Source organism: Streptococcus sp. A23 (genome assembly GCF_043674155.1).
GTDB classification, from domain to species: Bacteria; Bacillota; Bacilli; order Lactobacillales; family Streptococcaceae; genus Streptococcus; species Streptococcus suis_V.
Window position 1 is genome coordinate 208,578 of the sequence record NZ_JBIMJP010000001.1, and the last position, 21,400, is coordinate 229,977.

Annotated in this window: 25 protein-coding genes and 1 pseudogene; 25 read left to right on the top strand and 1 reads right to left on the bottom strand. The window is 45.0% G+C overall.

The genetic code is table 11. The features are described from left to right. Positions 1-51 precede the first annotated feature (51 nt). The 9 genes from ACHBIE_RS01120 to ACHBIE_RS01160 all read left to right on the top strand — a co-directional run bounded on the left by ACHBIE_RS01120 (position 52) and on the right by ACHBIE_RS01160 (position 5,725). The gene (locus ACHBIE_RS01120) at positions 52-318 is read left to right on the top strand and encodes a hypothetical protein (RefSeq protein ID WP_330836917.1); all 267 of its coding nucleotides are present in this window, start codon (positions 52-54) and stop codon (positions 316-318) included. A 15-nt stretch (positions 319-333) separates the two neighbouring features. Further along, positions 334-642, top strand: coding sequence for a DJ-1/PfpI family protein (locus ACHBIE_RS01125; protein WP_330836918.1), 309 nt, complete (start codon positions 334-336; stop codon positions 640-642). A 124-nt stretch (positions 643-766) separates the two neighbouring features. Continuing rightward, a complete protein-coding gene (locus tag ACHBIE_RS01130) occupies positions 767-1,312 on the top strand; it encodes a GNAT family N-acetyltransferase (RefSeq protein WP_105123215.1) in 546 nt (181 codons plus the stop codon). Next, positions 1,312-1,752: an ASCH domain-containing protein gene (locus ACHBIE_RS01135; protein ID WP_105123216.1), complete on the top strand. Its 441-nt coding sequence runs from the start codon at positions 1,312-1,314 to the stop codon at positions 1,750-1,752. The genes ACHBIE_RS01130 and ACHBIE_RS01135 overlap by 1 nt, the downstream gene beginning before the upstream one ends. Positions 1,753-2,144: 392 nt before the next feature. Then, complete coding sequence (locus tag ACHBIE_RS01140) at positions 2,145-2,456, top strand: hypothetical protein (RefSeq protein WP_125265667.1); 312 nt, start codon at positions 2,145-2,147, stop codon at positions 2,454-2,456. 301 nt (positions 2,457-2,757) lie between these two features. Beyond that, a complete protein-coding gene (glmU, locus tag ACHBIE_RS01145; protein ID WP_394732497.1) occupies positions 2,758-4,140 on the top strand; it encodes a bifunctional UDP-N-acetylglucosamine diphosphorylase/glucosamine-1-phosphate N-acetyltransferase GlmU in 1,383 nt (460 codons plus the stop codon). A 9-nt stretch (positions 4,141-4,149) separates the two neighbouring features. Next, a complete protein-coding gene (locus ACHBIE_RS01150; protein WP_105123219.1) occupies positions 4,150-4,695 on the top strand; it encodes an NUDIX hydrolase in 546 nt (181 codons plus the stop codon). 8 nt (positions 4,696-4,703) lie between these two features. Next, positions 4,704-5,027, top strand: coding sequence for a cell wall synthase accessory phosphoprotein MacP (gene macP, locus ACHBIE_RS01155; RefSeq protein WP_105123220.1), 324 nt, complete (start codon positions 4,704-4,706; stop codon positions 5,025-5,027). A gap of 8 nt (positions 5,028-5,035) precedes the next feature. After that, positions 5,036-5,725, top strand: a complete 690-nt coding sequence (locus ACHBIE_RS01160; protein ID WP_105123221.1) for a 5'-methylthioadenosine/adenosylhomocysteine nucleosidase — start codon at positions 5,036-5,038, stop codon at positions 5,723-5,725. Positions 5,726-5,751: 26 nt separating this feature from the next. Here ACHBIE_RS01160 and ACHBIE_RS01165 read toward each other — a convergent pair whose 3' ends face one another. After that, positions 5,752-6,561 (bottom strand): peptidylprolyl isomerase, encoded by an 810-nt coding sequence (locus ACHBIE_RS01165; protein ID WP_172079434.1) that lies wholly within the window; start codon positions 6,559-6,561, stop codon positions 5,752-5,754. Between the two features lie 122 nt (positions 6,562-6,683). On the opposite strand from ACHBIE_RS01165, the gene ACHBIE_RS01170 reads away from it, so the two are divergent. The 16 genes and pseudogenes from ACHBIE_RS01170 to ACHBIE_RS01245 all read left to right on the top strand — a co-directional run bounded on the left by ACHBIE_RS01170 (position 6,684) and on the right by ACHBIE_RS01245 (position 21,393). Next, positions 6,684-7,040: a DUF2500 domain-containing protein gene (locus ACHBIE_RS01170; protein WP_105110993.1), complete on the top strand. Its 357-nt coding sequence runs from the start codon at positions 6,684-6,686 to the stop codon at positions 7,038-7,040. Between the two features lie 258 nt (positions 7,041-7,298). Further along, positions 7,299-7,709, top strand: a complete 411-nt coding sequence (locus tag ACHBIE_RS01175; RefSeq protein ID WP_105123258.1) for a VOC family protein — start codon at positions 7,299-7,301, stop codon at positions 7,707-7,709. Between the two features lie 82 nt (positions 7,710-7,791). After that, the gene (locus ACHBIE_RS01180) at positions 7,792-8,340 is read left to right on the top strand and encodes a hypothetical protein (RefSeq protein WP_394732498.1); all 549 of its coding nucleotides are present in this window, start codon (positions 7,792-7,794) and stop codon (positions 8,338-8,340) included. A gap of 373 nt (positions 8,341-8,713) precedes the next feature. Beyond that, the gene (locus ACHBIE_RS01185; protein ID WP_394732543.1) at positions 8,714-9,703 is read left to right on the top strand and encodes a LacI family DNA-binding transcriptional regulator; all 990 of its coding nucleotides are present in this window, start codon (positions 8,714-8,716) and stop codon (positions 9,701-9,703) included. 156 nt (positions 9,704-9,859) lie between these two features. Then, on the top strand, positions 9,860-10,780 hold the full coding sequence (locus ACHBIE_RS01190; RefSeq protein ID WP_105110989.1) for a sugar ABC transporter permease: 921 nt from the start codon (positions 9,860-9,862) through the stop codon (positions 10,778-10,780). 9 nt (positions 10,781-10,789) lie between these two features. After that, a pseudogene (locus ACHBIE_RS01195) lies at positions 10,790-11,676 on the top strand (carbohydrate ABC transporter permease). Positions 11,677-11,722: 46 nt separating this feature from the next. Further along, positions 11,723-13,333, top strand: coding sequence for an ABC transporter substrate-binding protein (locus ACHBIE_RS01200; protein WP_394732499.1), 1,611 nt, complete (start codon positions 11,723-11,725; stop codon positions 13,331-13,333). 17 nt (positions 13,334-13,350) lie between these two features. Next, positions 13,351-14,712, top strand: a complete 1,362-nt coding sequence (locus ACHBIE_RS01205) for a glycoside hydrolase family 32 protein (protein ID WP_394732500.1) — start codon at positions 13,351-13,353, stop codon at positions 14,710-14,712. A 132-nt stretch (positions 14,713-14,844) separates the two neighbouring features. Then, a complete protein-coding gene (locus tag ACHBIE_RS01210) occupies positions 14,845-15,873 on the top strand; it encodes a YeiH family protein (protein WP_394732501.1) in 1,029 nt (342 codons plus the stop codon). Between the two features lie 148 nt (positions 15,874-16,021). After that, entirely contained in the window at positions 16,022-16,897 is an 876-nt protein-coding gene (truB, locus tag ACHBIE_RS01215) for a tRNA pseudouridine(55) synthase TruB (RefSeq protein ID WP_394731885.1), read from the top strand. A 33-nt stretch (positions 16,898-16,930) separates the two neighbouring features. Next, on the top strand, positions 16,931-17,854 hold the full coding sequence (locus ACHBIE_RS01220) for a bifunctional riboflavin kinase/FAD synthetase (RefSeq protein WP_394732502.1): 924 nt from the start codon (positions 16,931-16,933) through the stop codon (positions 17,852-17,854). Further along, entirely contained in the window at positions 17,847-18,578 is a 732-nt protein-coding gene (locus ACHBIE_RS01225) for a potassium channel family protein (RefSeq protein ID WP_105110984.1), read from the top strand. Before ACHBIE_RS01220 ends, ACHBIE_RS01225 begins: the two co-directional genes overlap by 8 nt. A 79-nt stretch (positions 18,579-18,657) precedes the next feature. After that, entirely contained in the window at positions 18,658-19,059 is a 402-nt protein-coding gene (locus tag ACHBIE_RS01230) for a Spx/MgsR family RNA polymerase-binding regulatory protein (RefSeq protein WP_105110983.1), read from the top strand. A gap of 6 nt (positions 19,060-19,065) precedes the next feature. Continuing rightward, positions 19,066-19,344, top strand: coding sequence for a UPF0223 family protein (locus tag ACHBIE_RS01235; protein WP_394732503.1), 279 nt, complete (start codon positions 19,066-19,068; stop codon positions 19,342-19,344). After that, complete coding sequence (locus tag ACHBIE_RS01240) at positions 19,334-20,095, top strand: inositol monophosphatase family protein (RefSeq protein WP_394732504.1); 762 nt, start codon at positions 19,334-19,336, stop codon at positions 20,093-20,095. Before ACHBIE_RS01235 ends, ACHBIE_RS01240 begins: the two co-directional genes overlap by 11 nt. Then, the gene (locus tag ACHBIE_RS01245) at positions 20,092-21,393 is read left to right on the top strand and encodes an RsmF rRNA methyltransferase first C-terminal domain-containing protein (RefSeq protein WP_172010044.1); all 1,302 of its coding nucleotides are present in this window, start codon (positions 20,092-20,094) and stop codon (positions 21,391-21,393) included. Before ACHBIE_RS01240 ends, ACHBIE_RS01245 begins: the two co-directional genes overlap by 4 nt. Positions 21,394-21,400 lie beyond the last annotated feature (7 nt).

The following is a 21,400-nucleotide window of genomic DNA, read 5'->3' on the forward strand; positions in this document are numbered from 1 at the left end:
AGCCAGCGTCATCTGTCTGTTCCTATGGAAGAAAAAGGAAGAGGGGCAGTCATGAAATGTGTAGCCTTGGTATTTGAAGATTTTGAAACCTTGGATTTATTTGGTCCGGTGGAATTGTTGGCTGGTATTCCAGCTATTGACTTTTCCTATCAGTCTCTAGCTGGTGGGCTAGTCCGCCATCGTCAGGAAGTGGAATTGTTGACTCAGCCTCTTGATTTGACTAGTCCTATTGACGTTTTGCTCCTACCGGGTGGTCGGGGAACCCGTACCTTGGTTGAAAATGAAGCCTTCTTGACCAGGTTAGGACAACTGGCTTAGCAGGCATCATGTGTTTTGTCTGTTTGTACTGGCAGCGTCCTCTTAGCAAAAGTGGGTCTGCTTGATACTAAGGAGGCGACCAGCAATAAACTTGCTTTTGGCTGGGTGACCAGTCAAGGTCCAGCGGTCAACTGGAAGAGACAGGCACGCTGGGTTCGTGAAGGGAAGTATTACACTTCTTCAGGTGTCTCCGCGGGCATGGATATGGCGCTCGGTTTTGTGCGGGACCAATTTGGTCAGGAACTGGCTGAGCAGATTGCCCGACAGGCAGAATATCATTGGCAGGATGACCCAGACAGGGATGATTTTGCTCCTGCCGGGTAATTTGGAAACAAGCAGCTTGGCCGTTGAACTCAGTCTTGAGAAGGTAGAGATTTGTTTGGGATGAACTGGTTGCTGCGTAGAGGGCAGATTATCAACAGTTAGAGTTTTGAAATAGGAGAATTTTATGATAGAAACACCACGTTTATTGCTCCGTCCTTGGACGGTGGATGATGCGGAGAACCTCTTTGCTCTGGCCTCGCATCCTGAAATCGGACTGCGTGCAGGGTGGCCAGCCCACCAATCCTTAGAAGAAAGTCGAAACGTTATCGAGACGGTCTTTACCCAACCAGAAACCTATGCTCTTGTAGATAAGATTACTGGAAAGCCTGTCGGTGCTATTAGCTTAATGATTGGCGGTGCTAGTAAATTGACGACTTCGGATAAGGAAGCGGAGCTGGGCTACTGGCTAGGACGTGATTATTGGGGACAAGGTTTGGTTCCAGAGGCAATCCGAAAACTGCTCTGCCATGCCTTTGAAACCCTAAAATTAGAAACTGTCTGGTGTGGCTATTTTGAGGGCAATGAGCAATCCAGGCGTGCCCAGGAGAAGTGTGGTTTTACCTATCATCACAAGCTGGAGAATGTTGAGTGTTCGCTGATTGGTGAGGTTCGGACGGAGCATGTGACCCGTCTGACCAGAGCTAGTTGGCTAGAAAGTAAGGAGGAATGATGATTCCAATACAATTATGGCAAGAATATTTGACCGTCAATCCGCAGGCGGGCCCTGAGCCAGAGGCTTGGGCTTTTGGTGCAGTACCAGATGAATTAGCTGACCTAGTGGCGCGTGGAATCAAGACGGCAACCAGCTCTGCTTACCCACTTTACGAACTAGAAGGGGAAGAAATTCCACAGATTGGTGGTTACGACATCATTCTTGATAGCCAAGGTAATTCCGTTTGCATTATCGAAACGACCAAGGTTTATGTTACCCCTTTTTCGCAAGTGACGGAAGAACATGCTTTTAAAGAAGGCGAGGGTAATCGTAGTCTGTCCTATTGGCGTCAGGTTCATGAGGAACTCTTCACCATTTGGCTGGAAGAGGGAGGTCTGACCTTCTCTGAAGATATGCTGGTGGTCTGCGAAGAATTTGAATTAGTCTATCCAAAATAGAGAATATTTCCGAGTTTGTAGACAAAGTCTCTTTTCGGACTTTCCTGAGGTGATGTCGGACGGTAGTAAACTTTCTAGTTTCTGGGTTTACTCCTCAAACAGTCTCCCAGACTGTTTGAGCTACCTTCGGAATTCCATACCTAGTCATTGAGCCTAAGGTCTCAATGACTCCGAACGCTAGAAACGACAACGTTTCTAGCGTTTTCATCACAGCAGAAAGTCCCGACTTAGGGCTCACTCCGCTCGCAAAATAAACTTAATTTTTATTTTTCATAGCAGAGCTACTCAGTTTATTTATCCAGAGTTTAGTTTGTCTACGTTCTGTATTTCCTTGTATTTTTTTGTTGATTTGATATAATAAATATAAATAAAAGATTCACAAGGAGGTCTTTATGGACAAAGAAAAAGTGCTTGGTTTGTTGGACCAGTTGAAACCCATACTGGCTGGTAAGGCAGAGTCAATCGGTGCTGAAACGGCAAAACAGCTGACTGCAACCCTTGACCAAACTCGGGCTGAAGTAGTGCAGGGCGAGGGGATGGCTCTGGGAATAAGTTTGCAGGGCTTGGTTCAAGCTGTTTCCAATGCTAGTCTACCGGGAACAGAACTGCGTTTCACAGACGAGGAAAAACCTGTCTGGGAAGAACTAAAAAGCTTGACAGATAAGGAACGGACAGATATTTTTCGAGGTGTCCACTTGTTTTAATTGTCGGCCAGGAGGATGACCAGATGAAGCGATTATTGATGATGATAGTTATATTTTTGTCCGTCTTTGGTGTGTTTTTCGGACTGCTCGATTTACCAGATAATTGGTTCACTATGTTACTAGCAGTTTTTAGTGCCACTTTGTTATCCGAACTGGCCTATAGAAAATGGCTCCATAAATTCTAAAGAGGTTTCGACCTCTTTTTCTTTATCCAATGCAGACTTGATTTTTGCTCTGCCATTTTCCAAAACAATCAAAATTTGCTATAATGGTAGCAGTATCAATGAAAAGAGAGTAAATCATGAGCAATAATTATGCAATTATCCTAGCGGCGGGCAAGGGAACCCGCATGAAGTCAGACCTGCCAAAAGTTCTACATAAGGTGGCAGGCATCACCATGTTGGAGCATGTCAAGCGAGCTGTGGATGCTGTCAATCCTGCCAAGACCGTGACGATTGTGGGTCACAAGGCAGAATTGGTCCAAGCGGTCCTTGAAGGTCAGTCCGAGTTTGCCCTGCAATCAGAGCAGTTGGGAACAGGCCATGCAGTCATGATGGCGGAGCCAGCTCTAGCAGGTCTTGAGGGCCAGACTTTGGTTATCGCAGGTGACACACCTTTGATTACGGGTGAGAGCTTGAAAAATCTGATTAGCTTCCACATCAGTCATAAGAACGTGGCGACGATTTTGACAGCTCAGGCGGACAATCCTTTTGGCTACGGTCACATTATCCGTAACGCTGACGGCGAAGTTCTGAAAATCGTTGAGCAAAAGGATGCCAGCGATTTCGAACAACAGGTCAAGGAAATCAATACAGGTACCTATCTCTTTGACAACAAGCGTCTCTTCGAGGCTCTCAAGGATATCAACACGGACAATGCCCAAGGGGAATACTATTTGACCGATGTTATTTCTATTTTCCGTCAGGCTGGTGAGAAGGTCGGGGCCTATATCCTCCGTGATTTTGATGAGAGTTTGGGGGTCAATGACCGTATTGCTCTTGCGACGGCGGAAGCTGTTATGCGCAAGCGGATCAATGAAAAACACATGATCAACGGCGTAACCTTTATCAATCCAGATGCGATTTACATTGACATTGACGTAGAAATCGGTACGGAGGCAGTCATCGAGGCCAATGTTGTCCTCAAGGGCGCAACGACCATCGGTGAGCGGACAGTTTTGACCAACGGCACCCGAGTTCGTGATTCCAAGATTGCAGCGGATGTGGTTATTACAAACTCCGATATTGAAGAATCTGTCATTGAAACAGGCGTGACAGTGGGGCCATTCGCCCATATCCGTCCTCAGTCCATTCTTGGTAAAGATGCCCACGTCGGCAACTTTGTTGAAGTTAAAGCTACGACAATCGGTGAACAGTCCAAGATTGGTCATCTGACTTATCTCGGTAATGCAACCATCGGAAAAGATGTCAACGTCGGTGCTGGTACGATTACAGCCAATTACGACGGGCAACACAAGTACCAGACAGTGATTGGTGATGGTGTATTTGTCGGCTCAAACTCAACCATCATTGCACCGGTAACTGTTGGCGATAATGCTCTCCTAGCAGCAGGTTCAACCATTACCAAAGATGTTCCGACGGATTCGATTGGAATCGGTCGCGGTCGCCAGGAAAATAAGGAAGGCTCTGCCAAACGTTTTCCTTTCCACCCTAGTCAAAAGTAGGAGTTTTTCATGAACTTTGAAGAAAAAACTATTGTGCGGACAGAGATTTTTAAGGGCAAAATTTTTGACGTCGTTGTCGATGATGTTGCCCTGCCAAATGGCGGAACCAGCAAGCGTGAGCTGGTTTTCCACAAGGGAGCAGTCTGTGTGCTAGCTCTGACAACGGAAGGTAAGATTATCTTGGTCAAGCAGTATCGCAAGGCCATTGAACGCGCTATTTATGAAATCCCCGCTGGCAAGCTGGAACTGGGTGAAGAATTTACACAAGAAGATGCAGCCCTGCGGGAATTGGAGGAGGAAACCGGCTATCGGGCAGACAAGCTGACCCTCTTGGCAGACTTCTATTCTGCTATTGGTTTTTGTAACGAGCGCATCTATCTTTATCTGGCTGAAAATCTGGTCAAGGTAGAAAATCCCCGTCCCATGGACGAGGACGAGGTCATCGAGCACTATGAAGTGACCTTGGATCAGGCTCTGGACTTGGTGGCAAGTGGTGACATTTGCGACGCCAAGACCATCATGGCCATTCAATATGCACAACTAATGAGAAAGTAGGTCTAAACATGGGCAAGCCCCTGTTGACAGATGAAATACTAAAACGATTTAAGAAGGGTCAGAAACTGGAAGATACCAGTCAGTTTGGCCATTACAATCCGGATAAGGAAGTCTATTTGGAACCAGATGATTTTCAGGACTATCTGGACGAGGAAGGATACGAGGGCTATGTAGAAGGGCAGACCATCCGCATCCCTGTCCAACCCTCGGTTGTTAAAAGTCGACGGATTGAGACCAATAAGCGCGAAGCCTTTCGCAGCAAGGTCAATACAATCTTGTTTTGGGTAGTGATTCTTGTTCTTCTGTTTATCGTAGCGGTTATTTTTTGGTAGGAGAGATTATGAAATTTGGAATTATCGCAGCCATGCCCCAGGAACTCAAGGTTTTGGTGGACTATTTGCAGGAGCCAGTCGAGACAGAAGTGCTTGGCAGAACCTATTATCAAGGCAAACTTGGCCAGCATGAGGTAGTTTTGGTCCAGTCAGGCATCGGTAAGGTCATGTCAGCCATGTCGGTGGCCATTTTGGTGGACCGCTTTGAGGTTGATGCCATTGTCAATACAGGATCGGCTGGTGCAGTGGCAGAGGGCATTTCAATCGGTGATGTGGTAGTGGCTGACAAGCTAGCCTACCATGACGTGGATTTGACAGCCTTCGGCTATGCCTATGGGCAAATGTCAGGGCAGGAACTGTATTTCCCGGCTGACCAGGCCTTGCTTGAGAAGGTGACAGCCGTTTTGGCAGAGCAGGAAATCGACAGCCATGTGGGTCTGATCGCAACAGGAGACAGTTTTATTGCAGGTGCTGATAAGATTGCGGCCATCAAAGGACATTTTCCAGAGGTCCTTGCTGTTGAAATGGAAGGAGCCGCCATTGCCCAGGCAGCAGTCAATCTGAGCAAGCCTTTCTTGGTCATTCGTGCCATGAGCGACACGGCTCAAGGCGATGCTAATATTACCTTTGATGAATTTATCATCCAGGCAGGCGAACGTTCTGCCAAGACATTGATTGCCTTTTTGGAGAAAGATTAAAACCCAGTCGTCGACTGGGTTTTGGTCTATTCTGTCGGGAAGGTGTAGTCTTTCAGGATTTCGATGCTTTCGATTTTCACATCTGTTTTGGGTTTGTCGTTTTCGCCGGTTTCTACAGCGGCGATTTTATCCACAACGTCCATGCCTTCGGTAACTTGACCAAAGACGGTGTGCTTGGTATCCAGGTTTGGATTGCCCCCGTTTTTGTAGGCTTGTAGGATTTTTTCAGGATAGCCTGCGCCAGCCAATTGACCGGACATATCGGTTGTGTTTTGGTTGATGAAGAACTGACTGCCGTTTGTCCCCGCACCAGCATTGGCCATGGAAAGAGAGCCACGGATATTGTAGAGGAAGGCAGAAATTTCATCCTTGAAACCATAGCCGGCATCCTTGGTCGTCCCCTTGCCAGCCCAAATGGACTCGCCACCGGTACCATTGCCCAGGGGATCTCCGCCTTGAATCATAAAGTCCTTGATAACCCTGTGGAAAATCGTACCATCGTAGTAGCCTTCTTTGGCGTGGGTCAGGAAGTTTTCCACCGTCATAGGGGCCAATTCAGGGAAGAGCTTGATGGTGATGTCTCCCTCGGTTGTTTTTATCTTGACCAGGGCCTCATTGTCAGCAACCTCTGGGCTCAACTGTGGAAAAACGGCATCAGGATTGTTGACAGCGTAGGCCAGATCTTTTTTGAATTTGCTGGCTGCTGTCGAGTCAGAAGTTGTTTGCAGGGTAGAGCTTGAATTAGCCTCTTCAGTGCTGCTTGGTGTCATTGTTGAGTTGGCGCAGGCTGTCAGTAGGAGGCTGCTAGCAAGGCCTAGAAAAAGTAGTTTTTTCATCTGTATCATCACTTTCATTTCAAAATTATGCTTCATTTTATCATGATTTTAGTCAATATTCAATTTCCTGGCCATTCAAATTATGATATACTATTCTTATAAATGTAAAAGGAGTATCTACTATGTTTGACAATCTTTTAGGTCCAGGTGGAAGTGTGGATGTAATTATGCTATTCATTTATGCAGTTGCCACCATTATTTTGGGGATTGTTGTCTATCAAATCGTCCGAAATTTTTTGGAATGGCATCGCAATAACCAGTCTCCGGTGGAAATTCGGCAGGCCAAGCTAGTGTCCAAGCGCACTCATGTCTTTGGCAATGAAATGGCTAGGACCAATTACTATGTGACCTTTGAATGGCAGAAGGAGCGCAGGGAGTTTCGTGTCAAGCCTGAGGAATATGCCCTACTTGCTGAAGGTGACCAGGGAGAATTGACCTTCCAAGGCAGCCGCTTGCTCCAGTTTAAAAGACAAGATTAGACCAAGTTCCTGCAGTCATCTTCTGGCTAGCAGGAATTTTATTTGATTAAAAATAACTAAAGATTTACAAATGATTTTAAGTTAATCTTTTAATAAATATCGATAAAAAGTTGATTATTCCAATATTTATGAATTGACTTTAATTATCTGAAATTCGTTTGTTTTTGAAATTTTCTACAAAAATTGTATAATAAAAATTGCCGTTTTGTATAATGAAGAAGTTGCAGAATGCTTATTTATCAATGTGAGGATGTTAAAATGATACAAGCGCTAGAAATCAATCTAGTAACGAATGGAAATGGGGTGGAAGCGGTCCAGTTTTACCAAGATGCCCTGCAGGCTGAGGTCTGTAATCTGAAGAAATGGGCAGACTTTGTCCATCCTTGTCCCAAGGAGCACGAACATTTGCTCTTGAGCGCTGAATTAGTGGTCGGAGAGCATCGACTGATGATTTCGGATGAAAATCCTGCCTTTGAATACCGACAGGGCTACAATTTTTCGGCCTTTATTGTGGTGGATACGGCGGATAATGCTAGACGTATTTACGAGAAATTGAGCCGGGATGCACGGAAGATTATTGCTGAATACCAGGAAACACCTTGGGCTCCTGCCTATGCCAACCTTGAGGACCAATTTGGTATCTGCTGGCAGATTATGGTTGGTGCCTAACAATCTGCAGTTCTTCTTCTTGTTCTATGCCCATAAATAGGCTATAATTGAGTAGAAGTTTAAGTTTGGTGAGGAAGAGAACATGTCATTTGAGAAACGCATTGAGGAAATGTATAAAGACCATGAGGTCAAGCCTTATATTTCTCATGAACGCGATTTGGGTCAATGGTTGCTAGAACCCAAGCCGGTTCCCAAGCGCAATATGGTCCGTCTGGAAGAGGGAATTTTGCCGGGCGATATTATCTTGCTCTGGCGCATTAGTCTAGGTTCTTTTGAAACGACGACGCCCTATTCCAAGTATTTTGAGTACAGCTATGGGATTGACGGTCCTGCCCATATGGAACAACTGATTGCGGATGGCTATGCCTGCGTCGAAACAGCATTTGAGTCGCTGGATCACATTACTTCAACGGCCAAGAAAAATATTCTTAAGGCAGAAGGTGTGACAGGTTTGTCGAAAATGAAGGCGGCAGAAGTTGATCAAGCCCTCAAAGACCATTTGACGGAGGAGCAATTGGCACCTTACTTCAAGGTTCGTGGCTACGCCTTGACCGAAAAAGGCCAGGCAGCACTGGACAATCACCCAGAAGTCATTGCCAAGCACCCGATGAAGAAGATGTATAAATCGTAAGGAATGGACGGCTCTATTTAAAACAAAAGGCTATAAACATTTCACGGACTTTAGGGGTAAATAACAATGAGCAAACTATTTAAAAATAAGAATTTCTATTTAGTATTATCTCTTCTAGTTTTGGTTGTTTTGTATTTTAGCAATCTTGATTCAAGAAGGTTCTTTCTAGCTTATTTTGTTTATCTTATTCCTTATTGTTTGTTGGATTTATTTGATTATTTGAAAAGAAAGAAAAAGAAATAATTAGATTTTGTTAAACTCAATGGACTGGCTCAGCTGGTCTATTTTATTTTTTTCTTGACAGAAAACGCTATCAATGATATCCTAGTATCAAATATTGAAACGTTTCAAAAAATGTTTTGGAAAGGAGATTATTGTGGAAGAACAAAAATCAATTACCATGAAAGATGTAGCAAGACTTGCTGGTGTCAGTGTTGGAACGGTTTCAAGGGTCATCAACAAGGAGTCTGGTATCAAGGAAAGCACCCTTGAAAAAGTTCAGACAGCCATTCAGGAATTGAATTACATTCCGGATGTCTATGCCCGTGGTATGAAGAAGAACAAGACCGAAACCATTGCCTTGATTATTCCGACTGTTTGGCATCCCTTTTTTGGAGAATTTGCCTATCATGTTGAAGTGGAACTGAGTAAGAAAAATTACAAGTTGCTCCTTTGCAATATCTCAGGACCCAAGAGGGAACTGGACTACCTGACCATGCTCCAGCAAAATAAGGTGGACGGCATTATCGCCATCACGTATAGTCCCATTGACGATTACCTATCATCTAATATTCCTTTTGTGAGTATCGACCGCACCTATGAAAACAAGGAAATAGCCTGTGTCAGCTCGGACAACCAAGCTGGTGCAGAACTAGCAGCGGACACCTTGATTGAAAAAGGTGGTAGCCATTTTGCCTTTATCGGTGGGCACAATAAAACCATCAACGAAACCAAAAAACGCAGAATTTATTTTGAAAAACGAATCACAGAAGCTGGCTATCCCTGCCATGTTCTCGATTTGGAAGAACCCTATAATGATTTTGTTGGAGAAGTAGAGAAATTTTTGATTGCCAACCCGCAAATTGATGCCATTTTCACCATCAATGACTTTGTAGCTTTGGAAACGGTAGAAGTTTTGGAGAAACTGGGTAAACGAATTCCTGAAGATGTCCAGGTCATTGGCTATGATGGTATCCAAATCGCACGAGATCGTCCGATGTTCCTATCGACCATTCGTCAGCCGTTAGAAAGAATGGCTCAAGAAGCAGTGGCTTGTTTGATTGATATCATTGATAAAAAAGGACAGCCACAACAAATCACCCTGCCAATTTCCTATGTTGAAGGAAAAACGACAAAAAATTGAAATTGGGGTTGACAGAAAACGGTTACAATGTTAGAATAAAATCATCAATAAATAGTTGGTTTTATTTTTACAAGAAAAATGAAACGTTTCAAAAATAGAGGAGTTCATCCTCTTTCTAAAACAGAAAATTTTGAAACGTTTCAAAAAGGAGTTCTTATGAAAACATCAAAACTGCAACAAGCTAGTATAGTTGACAGAATAAAGCAACAGAAACTCTTGTTGCTGATGTTGCTACCAGGTTTGGCCTTAACCTTCATCTTCCGTTACATTCCTATGTACGGGGTGCTGATTGCCTTCAAGGACTACAATCCGTTAAAAGGGGTACTTGGCAGTGAGTGGATTGGGTTTGAAGAGTTTACCAAGTTTCTCTCTTCTCCAAACTTTGGTAATTTGCTTGCCAATACCTTGAAATTAAGTGTCTACGGCCTGCTCCTAGGATTTCTTCCACCCATTATTTTGGCCATCATGCTCAATCAATTATTGAGCGATAAGGCTAAAAAACGGATTCAATTGGTGTTATATGCTCCAAACTTTATCTCGGTCGTGGTCATCGTCGGTATGATTTTTCTCTTCTTCTCGGTAGGAGGACCGGTCAATTCCATCCTAGGTATGTTTGGGTTGGAGGCCAACTTCCTGACGAATCCTGATTACTTCAGACCTCTCTATATTCTCAGTGGTATCTGGCAGGGAATGGGTTGGGCCTCAACGCTCTACACAGCAACCTTGGTCAATGTTGATCCTGCCTTGATTGAAGCAGCAAAATTAGACGGTGCCAATATCTTCCAACGTATCTGGCATATTGACTTACCAGCGCTAAAACCAGTTATGGTCATTCAGTTTATCCTGGCAGCTGGGGGCATCATGAACGTTGGTTACGAAAAAGCCTTTCTGATGCAGACCTCCCTCAACCTGACCAGCTCTGAAATCATCTCAACCTATGTCTATAAAATTGGTTTGGTGTCAGGGGACTACTCCTACTCAACAGCGGTTGGTTTGTTCAATGCCTTTATCAATATTATCCTGCTGATTGCAGTCAATAAGATTGTCCAACGCATTAACGACGGACAAGGCTTATAGGAGGTTCGTATGAATACACAAATGTACACAAAATTTGACAAGCGAATGCTGGTTGTCAATAAAATCTTGCTGGCATTTCTTGTTCTCATAACAGTTGTGCCTATGGTCTATATCTTAGTCGCTTCCTTCATGGATCCGCAGGCTTTGGTCAGCAAAGGCATTAGCTTTGATCCAAAGGACTGGACAGTAGAAGGCTACCAAAGGGTATTTTCAGACAAGTCTATCCTACGCGGATTCTTCAACTCCCTCTTTTATTCCTTCTCCTTGCCTTTGTGACTGTAGCCATTTCGGTCATGACTGCTTATCCTCTTTCAAAAAAGGATTTGGTTGGGAAAAAATGGATCAATGCCTTTCTAGTTTTCACCATGTTCTTCGGTGGTGGACTCGTTCCGACCTATCTCTTGGTTAAAGATTTGGGAATGTTGAACACTGTCTGGGCCATTATTATTCCTGGAGCAGTCAATGTTTGGAATATCATCTTGGCACGGACCTATTTTCAAGGCTTGCCAGATGAGTTGGTTGAAGCAGCCGTTATGGACGGTGCCAATGAATTTCAGATTTTCTGGAAAATCATGATTCCGCTGGCAAAACCGATTATGTTTGTACTTTTTCTCTATGCTTTTGTCGGTCAATGGAATTCTTACTTTGATGCTATGATTTACATCAAGGATCCAGACTTGGAGCCACTCCAACTAGTACTTCGTAAAATCCTCATTCAAAGCGAGCCTGCTAAGGACATGATTGGTGCCCAGGCTGCCATGAATGAAATGAAACGAATCGCAGAAATGATTAAGTATGCGACCATTGTCATCTCTAGCTTGCCACTCATTGTTATGTATCCATTCTTCCAGAAATACTTTGACAAGGGTATCATGGCTGGTTCATTAAAAGGTTAAAATTATTCAAAATTTTTATAGAAAACAAAACAGGAGGTTGTTTCTGATGAAACACAAATTTGGAAAAACAGTTGTTACGCTTCTAGCAAGTACCGTTTTGTTGGCTGCTTGTGGCTCGAAAAATACCGCATCAAGCCCTGATTATGAATTGAAAGATGTTCAGTTCCCTTTGGAAAAATCCGTTACGCTTAAGTTCATGACAGCTAGTTCACCTCTAGCTCCAGCTGATCCTAATGAAAAGTTGATTTTTCAACGTCTTGAGGAAGAAACTGGCGTTCATATTGAATGGACAAACTACCAGTCAGACTTTGGTGAAAAGCGGAATTTGGACATTGCTTCGGGTGACTTGCCAGATGCCATCCATAACGACGGGGCTTCTGATGTGGAATTGATGAACTGGGCTAAACAAGGTGTTATCGTACCAGTTGAAGACTTGATCGATGAGCATATGCCAAACCTCAAGAAAATTTTGGATGAAAATCCAGAGTATCGTTCCATGATTACAGCACCAGACGGACATATCTACTCATTCCCATGGATTGAAGAGTTGGGTGAAGGCAAGGAATCTATCCATACTGTCAGCGATATTGCTTGGATTAACAAGGAATGGTTGAACAAGCTTGGTCTTGAAATGCCAAAAACAACCGATGACTTGATCAAGGTCCTTGAAGCCTTCAAGACAAAAGATCCAAACGGCAACGGTAAGGCAGATGAAATCCCAATGTCCTTTGTCAACGGTAACGGCGGCGAAGACTTCAAGATTCTCTTTGGTGCCTTTGGCGTCGGAGATAACGACGAGCACATCGTTGTCAACAATGACGGCACTGTTGACTTTACAGCGGACAATGAAGACTACAAAGAAGGTGTTGAGTTCATGCGTACCCTTCAAGAGAAAGGTCTTATTGACCCAGAAGCCTTCGAGCATGACTGGAATACTTATCTTGCTAAAGGTAGTGAAAATCTCTACGGTGTATACTTCACTTGGGATAAAGCGAACATTACAGGGATGAACGATACTTATGACATCTTGCCAGTCTTGGCAGGTCCTGACGGAACCAAGCACATCACACGTACAAACGGTATGGGCTTTCAACGTGACCGCATGGTCATTACTTCAGCTAACAAAAACTTGGAATTGACTGCTAAATGGATTGATGCCCAATACAAACCAATCCAGTCTGTTCAAAACAACTGGGGTACCTATGGCGATGAAACCCAACAAAACATCTTTGAACTTGACACAGCAACTAATAGTCTTAAGCACCTACCATTGAACGGTACAGCTCCAGGCGAATTACGTCAGAAGACAGAAGTTGGTGGACCACTTGCTATTCTTGATGAATACTACGGTACAGTGACAACCATGCCAGACGATGCCAAATGGCGTTTGGACTTGATGCACGCTACTTATCTTGACTATGTAACCAACGATGATATCTATCCTCGTGTCTTCATGGAACAAGAGGATTTGGACAAGATTGCCCAAGTTGAAGCAGATATGAACGACTTCATCTACCGTAAACGTGCAGAATGGATTGTAAACGGTGGTATCGAAGAAGAGTGGGATAGCTACTTGAAAGAGTTGGAAAGCTATGGTCTTTCTGACTGGTTAGCTATCAAGCAAAAATACTACGATCAGTATAAAGAAAATCAGTAATCAAAAGGAGGCTGCCTGTGAAAACAGTAGTAGAAGCCAATCAATTTATTCAGACAGAAAAAGGAAAGGTCAATCCGATTTTCAAACCGCAAGCCCATTTAACACCAGAAACAGGCTGGATGAACGACCCCAATGGATTTATCTACTTCCGTGGAGAATATCATCTCTTCTACCAATTCAACCCTTACGAGAGTGTTTGGGGACCGATGCACTGGGGTCATGCGAAAAGTAAGGACTTGGTCAATTGGGAGCAGCTTCCAGTTGCCCTAGCTCCTGATAAAGCTTACGATAAAGACGGCTGTTTCTCGGGCTCTGCCATTGTCAAAGATGATGTCCTCTGGCTCATGTACACAGGTCACATCGTCAATGAAGACGGGACAGTTAGCCAAGTTCAGAACATGGCTTTCTCGACTGACGGTATTCACTTTGAAAAAATCGAGCAGAATCCAGTCGCCACAGCAGAAGGACTACCAGAAGAAGTGATCGCCAATGACTTCCGCGATCCGAAGATTTTTGAGAAAGATGGTCACTACTACTCTGTTGTCGCAACTAAGCACAAGGACAATGTCGGCTGTATCGTCTTACTCAGCTCTCCCAACTTGACGGATTGGAAATTTGAGTCTATCTTCTTGAAAGGTGAGGCCAACCAAGGCTTTGTCTGGGAATGTCCTGACTACTTTGAAGTAGATGGTCAAGAGTACCTGATTATCTCTCCAATGCGTTACCAAAAAGATGGGAATGACTTTATCAATATCAACTCCAATATCTTTGTGACGGGTCATGTGGACTGGGACAAGAAGATCTTTGTGGCAGATTCCTTTAAGGAAATCGACCATGGGCATGATTTCTATGCAGCTCAAACGACTGAAGGTCCAGAAGGGGAGCGTGTCATGGTAGCCTGGATGCACACTTGGGGTCGCAAGTTGGTGACCAATGACCTTGGACACCAATGGTTTGGTCAAATGACCCTACCACGCATTCTCAAGAAGACTGAAAACGGATTGCACCAAGTTCTGCCAACAAGTGTCTTGGAAGCCTTCAAGGATATTGAAATTGGACAAAGCATCCAAGGTCCAAGTAAGCTCTCTCTTAAACTGGAAGACAGTCTGGAACTAAAACTTGGAAGTGACCAAGATTACCTGCAATTTGGTTACGATAAAGAAAGCCAAGAAGTCTATATTGACCGTAGTCACCTCAAAATCCAGCAGTCTGGTGAAGAAGAGTGGCCAACGGTTCGCCGAGCAGTTACTGTTCAAGCGACAGACCTGCTGGTCTTGGTTGACAGCAACTGTGTGGAAATCCTTGTCAACGAAGGGCAGGAAAGCCTGACATCGACTTTCTATATTGAGGGTGATTACCAAGTCACCGATCTAGATTAACTGCCCCCTAAAATTCAAGACCTGCTTGTGCGGGTCTTTTCTAATGGGCCTGAGGTGTTTATCATCCCTCCCAGGCATTTTTTACAGAAAAAGAGTATAATGTTTGAAAAGTTTCCTTTGGGGGAGGTTAGGATGGAATTTAGGAGAAAAGCAGCTGGTATCGGTGTTTGTGTCATTATTGCCTTGGCCAGTCAGTGGCTGGGAAGTCAATTTCCGCTGGTTGGTGGAGCAGTCTTTGCCTTGATAATAGGACTGGTCTTAGCATTTTTTATCAAGGATAGCTATGTTTTGGATGCTGGATTGGCCTTTACATCTAAAAAAATATTGCAATATGCGGTTATTCTACTAGGGTTTGGTCTCAATCTGGGTGTCATCTGGGAGACTGGCAAGCAGTCCTTGCCTATTATCCTTGCGACAATTTCAACAGCCCTGCTAGTGGCCTATCTTGGGCACAAGTATTTTGCGATTGAAGCACCGATTGCAATCCTGGTCGGAGTTGGTTCTTCGATTTGTGGGGGTTCTGCCATTGCAGCGACAGCGCCTGTTATCAAGGCCAAGGATGAAGAGGTTGCCCAAGCCATCTCGGTGATTTTTTTCTTTAATCTCTTGGCAGCACTGCTATTTCCCAGTTTAGGAAAAATCCTGGGATTTTCCACCCAATCGGGTCAAGAATTTGGCTTGTTTGTAGGAACTGCCATCAATGATACCTCCTCTGTCACAGCGGCAGCAAGCACCTGGGATAATCTTTACCAGCTGGGAAGTCAGACCCTAGATACAGGTGTAACAGTCAAATTGACACGAACTCTGGCCATCATACCGATTACTCTTGTTCTGGCCATTCTACAAGCCCAAAAAGCTCGGTCCAGCCAGTCAGATTTCTCGCTCAAAACGGTCTTTCCGACCTTTATCCTCTTTTTCCTTGGGGCCAGTCTTTTTACGACGATTTGGACTGGTCTGGGCTATTCTCAAGCAATTTTTGCGCCCATCAAGGATTTGTCTAAGTTCTTCATCACCATGGCCATGGCAGCGATTGGACTCAAGACAGACCTGCTTCATCTGCTCAGGACAGGTGGAAGAGCCATTCTGCTAGGGGCCAGCTGCTGGATTAGCATTACCTGCATCTCCCTCCTCTTGCAGTATTTGCTAGAGATGATTGGCTAGTCAGGAATTTATAAACCTGTATTTACAGTTCAACACCTTTAACTAAGGAAATTTTCTAAATGACATTTACTTGTAAATACAGCTTCTTAGAAAGTAAGCGAGGACTTGCTCACAAGAGCGGTCCTTTTATGGTATAATTAAATCTATGATTTCAGGAATTATCAATTTAAAAAAAGAGGCTGGCATGACCAGTCATGATGCGGTTTTCAAGCTCCGCAAGATCCTACAGGAAAAGAAAATTGGCCATGGCGGGACCCTGGACCCAGATGTGACAGGTGTTCTGCCCATTGCGGTCGGCAAGGCTACTCGCATGATTGAGTTCATGCAGGAGGAGGGCAAGGTCTACGAGGGCGAGATTACCATTGGCTACTCGACTACGACAGAAGATGCGTCCGGGGAAACTTTGGAGACGACGCCTGTTTTGGAAATAGCAGAGCAGGCAGTGGATGAGGCTATGGCTAGCTTTGTCGGTCGGATTACCCAGATTCCGCCTATGTACTCAGCTGTCAAGGTCAATGGCCGTAAGCTCTATGAATATGCACGAGCAGGAGAGCAGGTAGAGCGTCCCCAACGCCAGGTGGACATTTACAGCTTTGAACGCACTAGCCCTATTCAGCTGTCAGACGGCTGTGCCAGATTTACGTTCCGTGTCAAATGCGGCAAGGGAACCTATGTTCGGACCCTGTCTGTGGACCTGGGTGCCAAGCTAGGTTATGCCAGCCACATGTCCAAATTGGAGCGGACTGGTTCAGCAGGCATGTGCCTGGATGACGCACTGACCTTGGAGGAAATAGCGGCCTTGGTTGCTAGAGATGATTTCTCCTTCCTTCGTCCCATTGAGCAAGGCATTGGTGACCTGCCGATTGTGACCTTGAATGAAGAGCAGGTGGCAGATGCTGGCTTTGGCCGTTTTCTCCAATTGGATGCCAGTGCAGACCGAGTAGCTGGCTTATATGAGGACAAGTTGATTGCTGTTTTTGAAAAACGAGACGACCTCTACAAACCAAGCAAGGTTTTTGCCTAGTTTTCGTCCAAAAATATGATAAAATAAACTGTTATGGAAATTATAGAGATAAATGATTACAGGGATTTGAACCAGCAGGAGCCTACGGTGCTGGTTTTGGGTTATTTTGATGGGATTCACCTGGGCCACCAGGCACTCTTGCAGCGGGCCAGAAAAATTGCGGATCAAGAGGGGTTGACCGTGACGGTTTTGACCTTTCCTGAGTCCCCCAAGTTGGCTTTTGCCCGCTTTTCGCTGGACTTACTCCTTCATTTGACCAGCCGGGAGAAACGCTACCAGCTCTTGGCAGACCATGGTGTAGACCGGCTATTTTTGACGCCCTTTACCAGTGAATTTGCCAGCAATCAGCCAGAGCAATTTGTAGAACGCTACATCAAGGGGCTCAAGGCTCAGGTCTTGGTGGCAGGTTTCGACTATCATTTTGGCAATTGCAGAGCAGATGTTACGGCTTTGGCAGAACTGTTTGATGGTCGGGTTGATGTTGTGGAGGCAGTGACCATGGGCGGTGAAAAAATTTCTTCCACCCGCATTCGCCAAGCTATTAAAGAAGGGAATGTCCCCCTTGCTAATCAATTGCTGGGCCACCCCTTTACGACTCAAGGCCTGGTTGTTCACGGGGATGCTAGAGGTCGAACTATTGGCTATCCTACCGCTAATCTGGCTCCTTACGATAGAGTTCATCTACCGTCGGACGGTGTTTATGTAGCAGATGTAGAGGTCGGTGGCCGACGTTACCGAGCCATGACCAGCGTAGGGAAAAATGTCACCTTTGATGGGACTGAACTGCGGATTGAGGCCCATATTTTTGACTTTGAAGACTTTATCTACGGAGAAAGCATGACTATTTTCTGGTTGGAAAAAATTCGTGACATGATTAAGTTTGATGGCATTGAGGCTCTGATGGAGCAGATGAAGAGTGATGAAGCCTATTCACTCAACTGGGGGCAGCATGATTAAAAAATGGGTCCAACACCCTATTTATGAAAAGGTCATGACCTATCTGGCCCTGGCCTACGTTCTTTTGATTGTCTTGGAACTGCTGGATACCAGCCTTGTGTATAATTCTGGCTTTCAGACCTTGGATTGGTGCCTCTGGTTCATTTTTGTAGTGGACTATTTCGTTCAGCTTTATTATGCAGAAGATAATCTGCAATATATACAGGACCATATCTTGGAATTGATTGCCATTATTCCCTTCGATTCGGTCTTTCGTTTCCTGCAGATTGGTCGGCTGGCGCGGCTTTTTCGCCTGGTCAAGGTTGCCCGCATTTTTGCTCTGTCCAATCGTTTCTGGGACACGCTCAATAAGCTCCTCCACACCAATAGCCTGTCCAAGGTTCTGATGCTCAATGTATCAGCTGTCCTAGTGGCCAGTGGGGTCCTGTCTATCATCGAGAAGAAGTCCTTCTTTGATGCCCTCTGGTGGTCTATTGTAACCATGACAACGGTTGGTTACGGGGATATTGTTCCTACGGATACTATTTCAAAAATTATGGCCATCCTCCTGATGTTGATTGGCATCTGCACCTTCGGTATGGTGACCTCGACCATTACCCGCTTTTTTACCGACAATGAGCGCGAGACCAAGATGGATATTCTCCTTGCCAAAATCGAGGAACAAGGTCTGAAGATTCAGGAGCTGGAGAAAAAAATCGACATTTTGATTAAGAAAGAGGAATAAATCCAGGAATAGCCTTGAAAACGTTCTAAAGTTACGATATAATATAAGTGATTAGGAATGTAGAAGGGAGCTGAAACAGATGATTACCTTGTTTTTATCGCCGAGCTGTACTAGTTGTCGCAAGGCGCGTACATGGTTGACCAATCATGAAGTCCCTTTTATTGAGCACAATATTATGACCAGTCCGCTGACTGCTGTCGAGCTTAAGCAAATTTTAGCCTTGACAGAAAATGGAACGGACGACCTCATTTCGACACGTTCTAAGGTTTTTCAAAAGTTGAATGTGGATGTCGATGACCTGTCCATTGGTCAATTGATTGAATTGATAGAAACCTATCCGAGTCTCTTGCGTCGTCCCATTATCTTGGATGAAAAGCGGATGCAGATTGGGTTTAACGAAGATGAAATCCGTGCCTTCCTTCCTAGAAAATACCGTAAACAAGAATTAAAAAATGCTACATTGCGAGCAGAAATAGGATAAATTGATATGAACAAAAATTATTCATATCCACTTGATTTTTCGTGGAGCACAGAGGAGATTTCCTCCGTGCTTTCTTTTTTGAATCAGGTGGAGCTGGCCTATGAAAAGGGAGCTGATGCAGGACAGGTTTTGACAGCCTACTGTGCCTTCAAGGAAGTGGTTCCCAGTAAGGCCCAAGAAAAGCAAATTGACCGTGATTTTGAGGATGTTTCTGGCTACTCTAGCTACCGTGTAGTCAAGGCTGCCCAAGAAAGGCAGAAGGGGGTGGTCAGACTTGGACGCTAAATACCAGTTTGCCCTGACGATTGTCAAGGAAGCCGGGGACTTTCTCCTGGAACATCTGGACGACCAGTTGGAAATAATTGCAAAGACTAATCCCCAGGACTTGGTAACCCATGTGGATATGGCTATCCAGGAGCGTCTCAGTCAGGCTATTTTATCGCATTATTCTGACGACCATATCTTTGGTGAAGAGGGTGGCGATGTTTTCAGCATTGATACTGGTCATGTCTGGGTCATCGACCCTATTGACGGGACCACGAATTTTATCGCGCAGAAGGCGGATTTTGCCATTATGCTGGCTTATTTTGAAGAAGGAAAAGGGATTTTTGCGGTCATTTACGATCTCATGAATGATGAGATTTTGCATGGTGGTGCTGACTATCCTGTCAAGCTCAATGACCAACTCTTGCCTGCTCCCCAGAAGAAGGATTTTGCCTACAGTTTGCTGGGGCTCAATGCCAAGATTTATGCAGAAAATGCCTATGGTTTGCGGGATTTGGCCCAGCAAACCCTGGGGACGCGATCGGTAGGAAGTGCTGGAATTGGCTTTTTACAGGTTTTGAAGGGTCGTCTTCTGGCCTACGCTTCCTATATTTACCCCTGGGATTATGCGGCAGCAGCCATACTTGGTCAGGCCCTTGGGTTCAGTCTCCTGAGTTTGGAAAATGACCAGCCACTTTACCAGGGACGGGAGTATGTTCTCTTGGTGGCCGACGCCAATGTTGAAGAAGTAAAAAGGTATCTGACATCATGAATTTACCACAAGATTTTATTGATAAATATAGTGAATTGCTTGGACCAGAAGCCCAAGCATTTTTTGAGAGTTTTGACCAGCCAGCTGTTTCAGGGTTTCGTACCAATCCGCTTAAAGAGGCCCAGATGGAATTTGTGGATGCCATTCCGGACATGCCCTGGTCTTACTATGGCAAAGTTTCAGGAAAATCCCCTGAGCACGTGACAGGTCTGGTCTATTCCCAGGAACCGGCCGCTCAGATTGTCGGTCAAGTAGCTGCGCCTGCAAAAGGGATGAAAGTCCTGGACTTGGCGGCAGCCCCAGGAGGCAAGTCGACCCACCTGCTTTCCTATCTGGATAATACTGGCCTCTTGGTCAGTAACGAAATATCGACCAAGCGTTCCAAGATTTTAGCTGAAAATATTGAACGGTTTGCTGCCAGAAATGTTATCGTGACCAATGAATCAGCCGACCGTTTGGCAAAGGTTTTCCCTTCCTATTTCGATATGATTGTTCTGGATGCCCCCTGCTCAGGTGAGGGCATGTTCCGCAAGGATCCGGATGCCATTCAGTACTGGTCTGCGGACTACCCGGCCCAATGTGCGGCTCTACAGAGAGAAATCTTGGAGTCTGCAATAGAGATGCTGGCTCCCCAGGGACAACTGATTTATTCAACCTGCACCTGGTCGCCTGAGGAAAACGAAGAAATTGTAGCCTGGTTAGTAGAAGAATTTCATCTAGAGTTGGTGGATATTCCTAAAATAAATGGAATGGTGGAGGGCATTGGCTGTCCTGAGACGGCTCGTATGTATCCGCACCATTTCAAGGGGGAAGGGCAATTTGTGGCCAAGTTCCGCTATGTCGGTCAGGGAAGAAGCAAGAAAGTCAAGTCTGGCAAGTCCAATCTCAACCGGGAACAAAGCCAGCTCTGGAAGGAGTTTGCGGAACAGCAGTTGCGGGTTCAGTTGGACGGTCTCCTGCAGGTCTTTGGCGACAATCTCTATCTCTTGCCTGCCGGTCTGCCAGACTTATCCAAGGTTAAGATTGCCCGAAATGGTCTTCATCTGGGCGTTTTCAAGAAGAAACGTTTCGAGCCAAGTTTTGCCCTTGGTCTTGCCCTGCATAGCCATGAGGTGAAAAAACGAGTGGACATTGGCTTGGATGATTTCACCGCCTATGTGGCTGGTCAGCCTCTTGAAGTGTCCAAGGATTTGCCTAATGGTTGGTATCAGGTAGCGGTTGCTGGCAATGGTCTGGGATTTGCAAAAATTGTCAATGGGACCTTGAAAAACAGCTTTCCCAAAGGCCTTCGTTTTTAAGAGATGC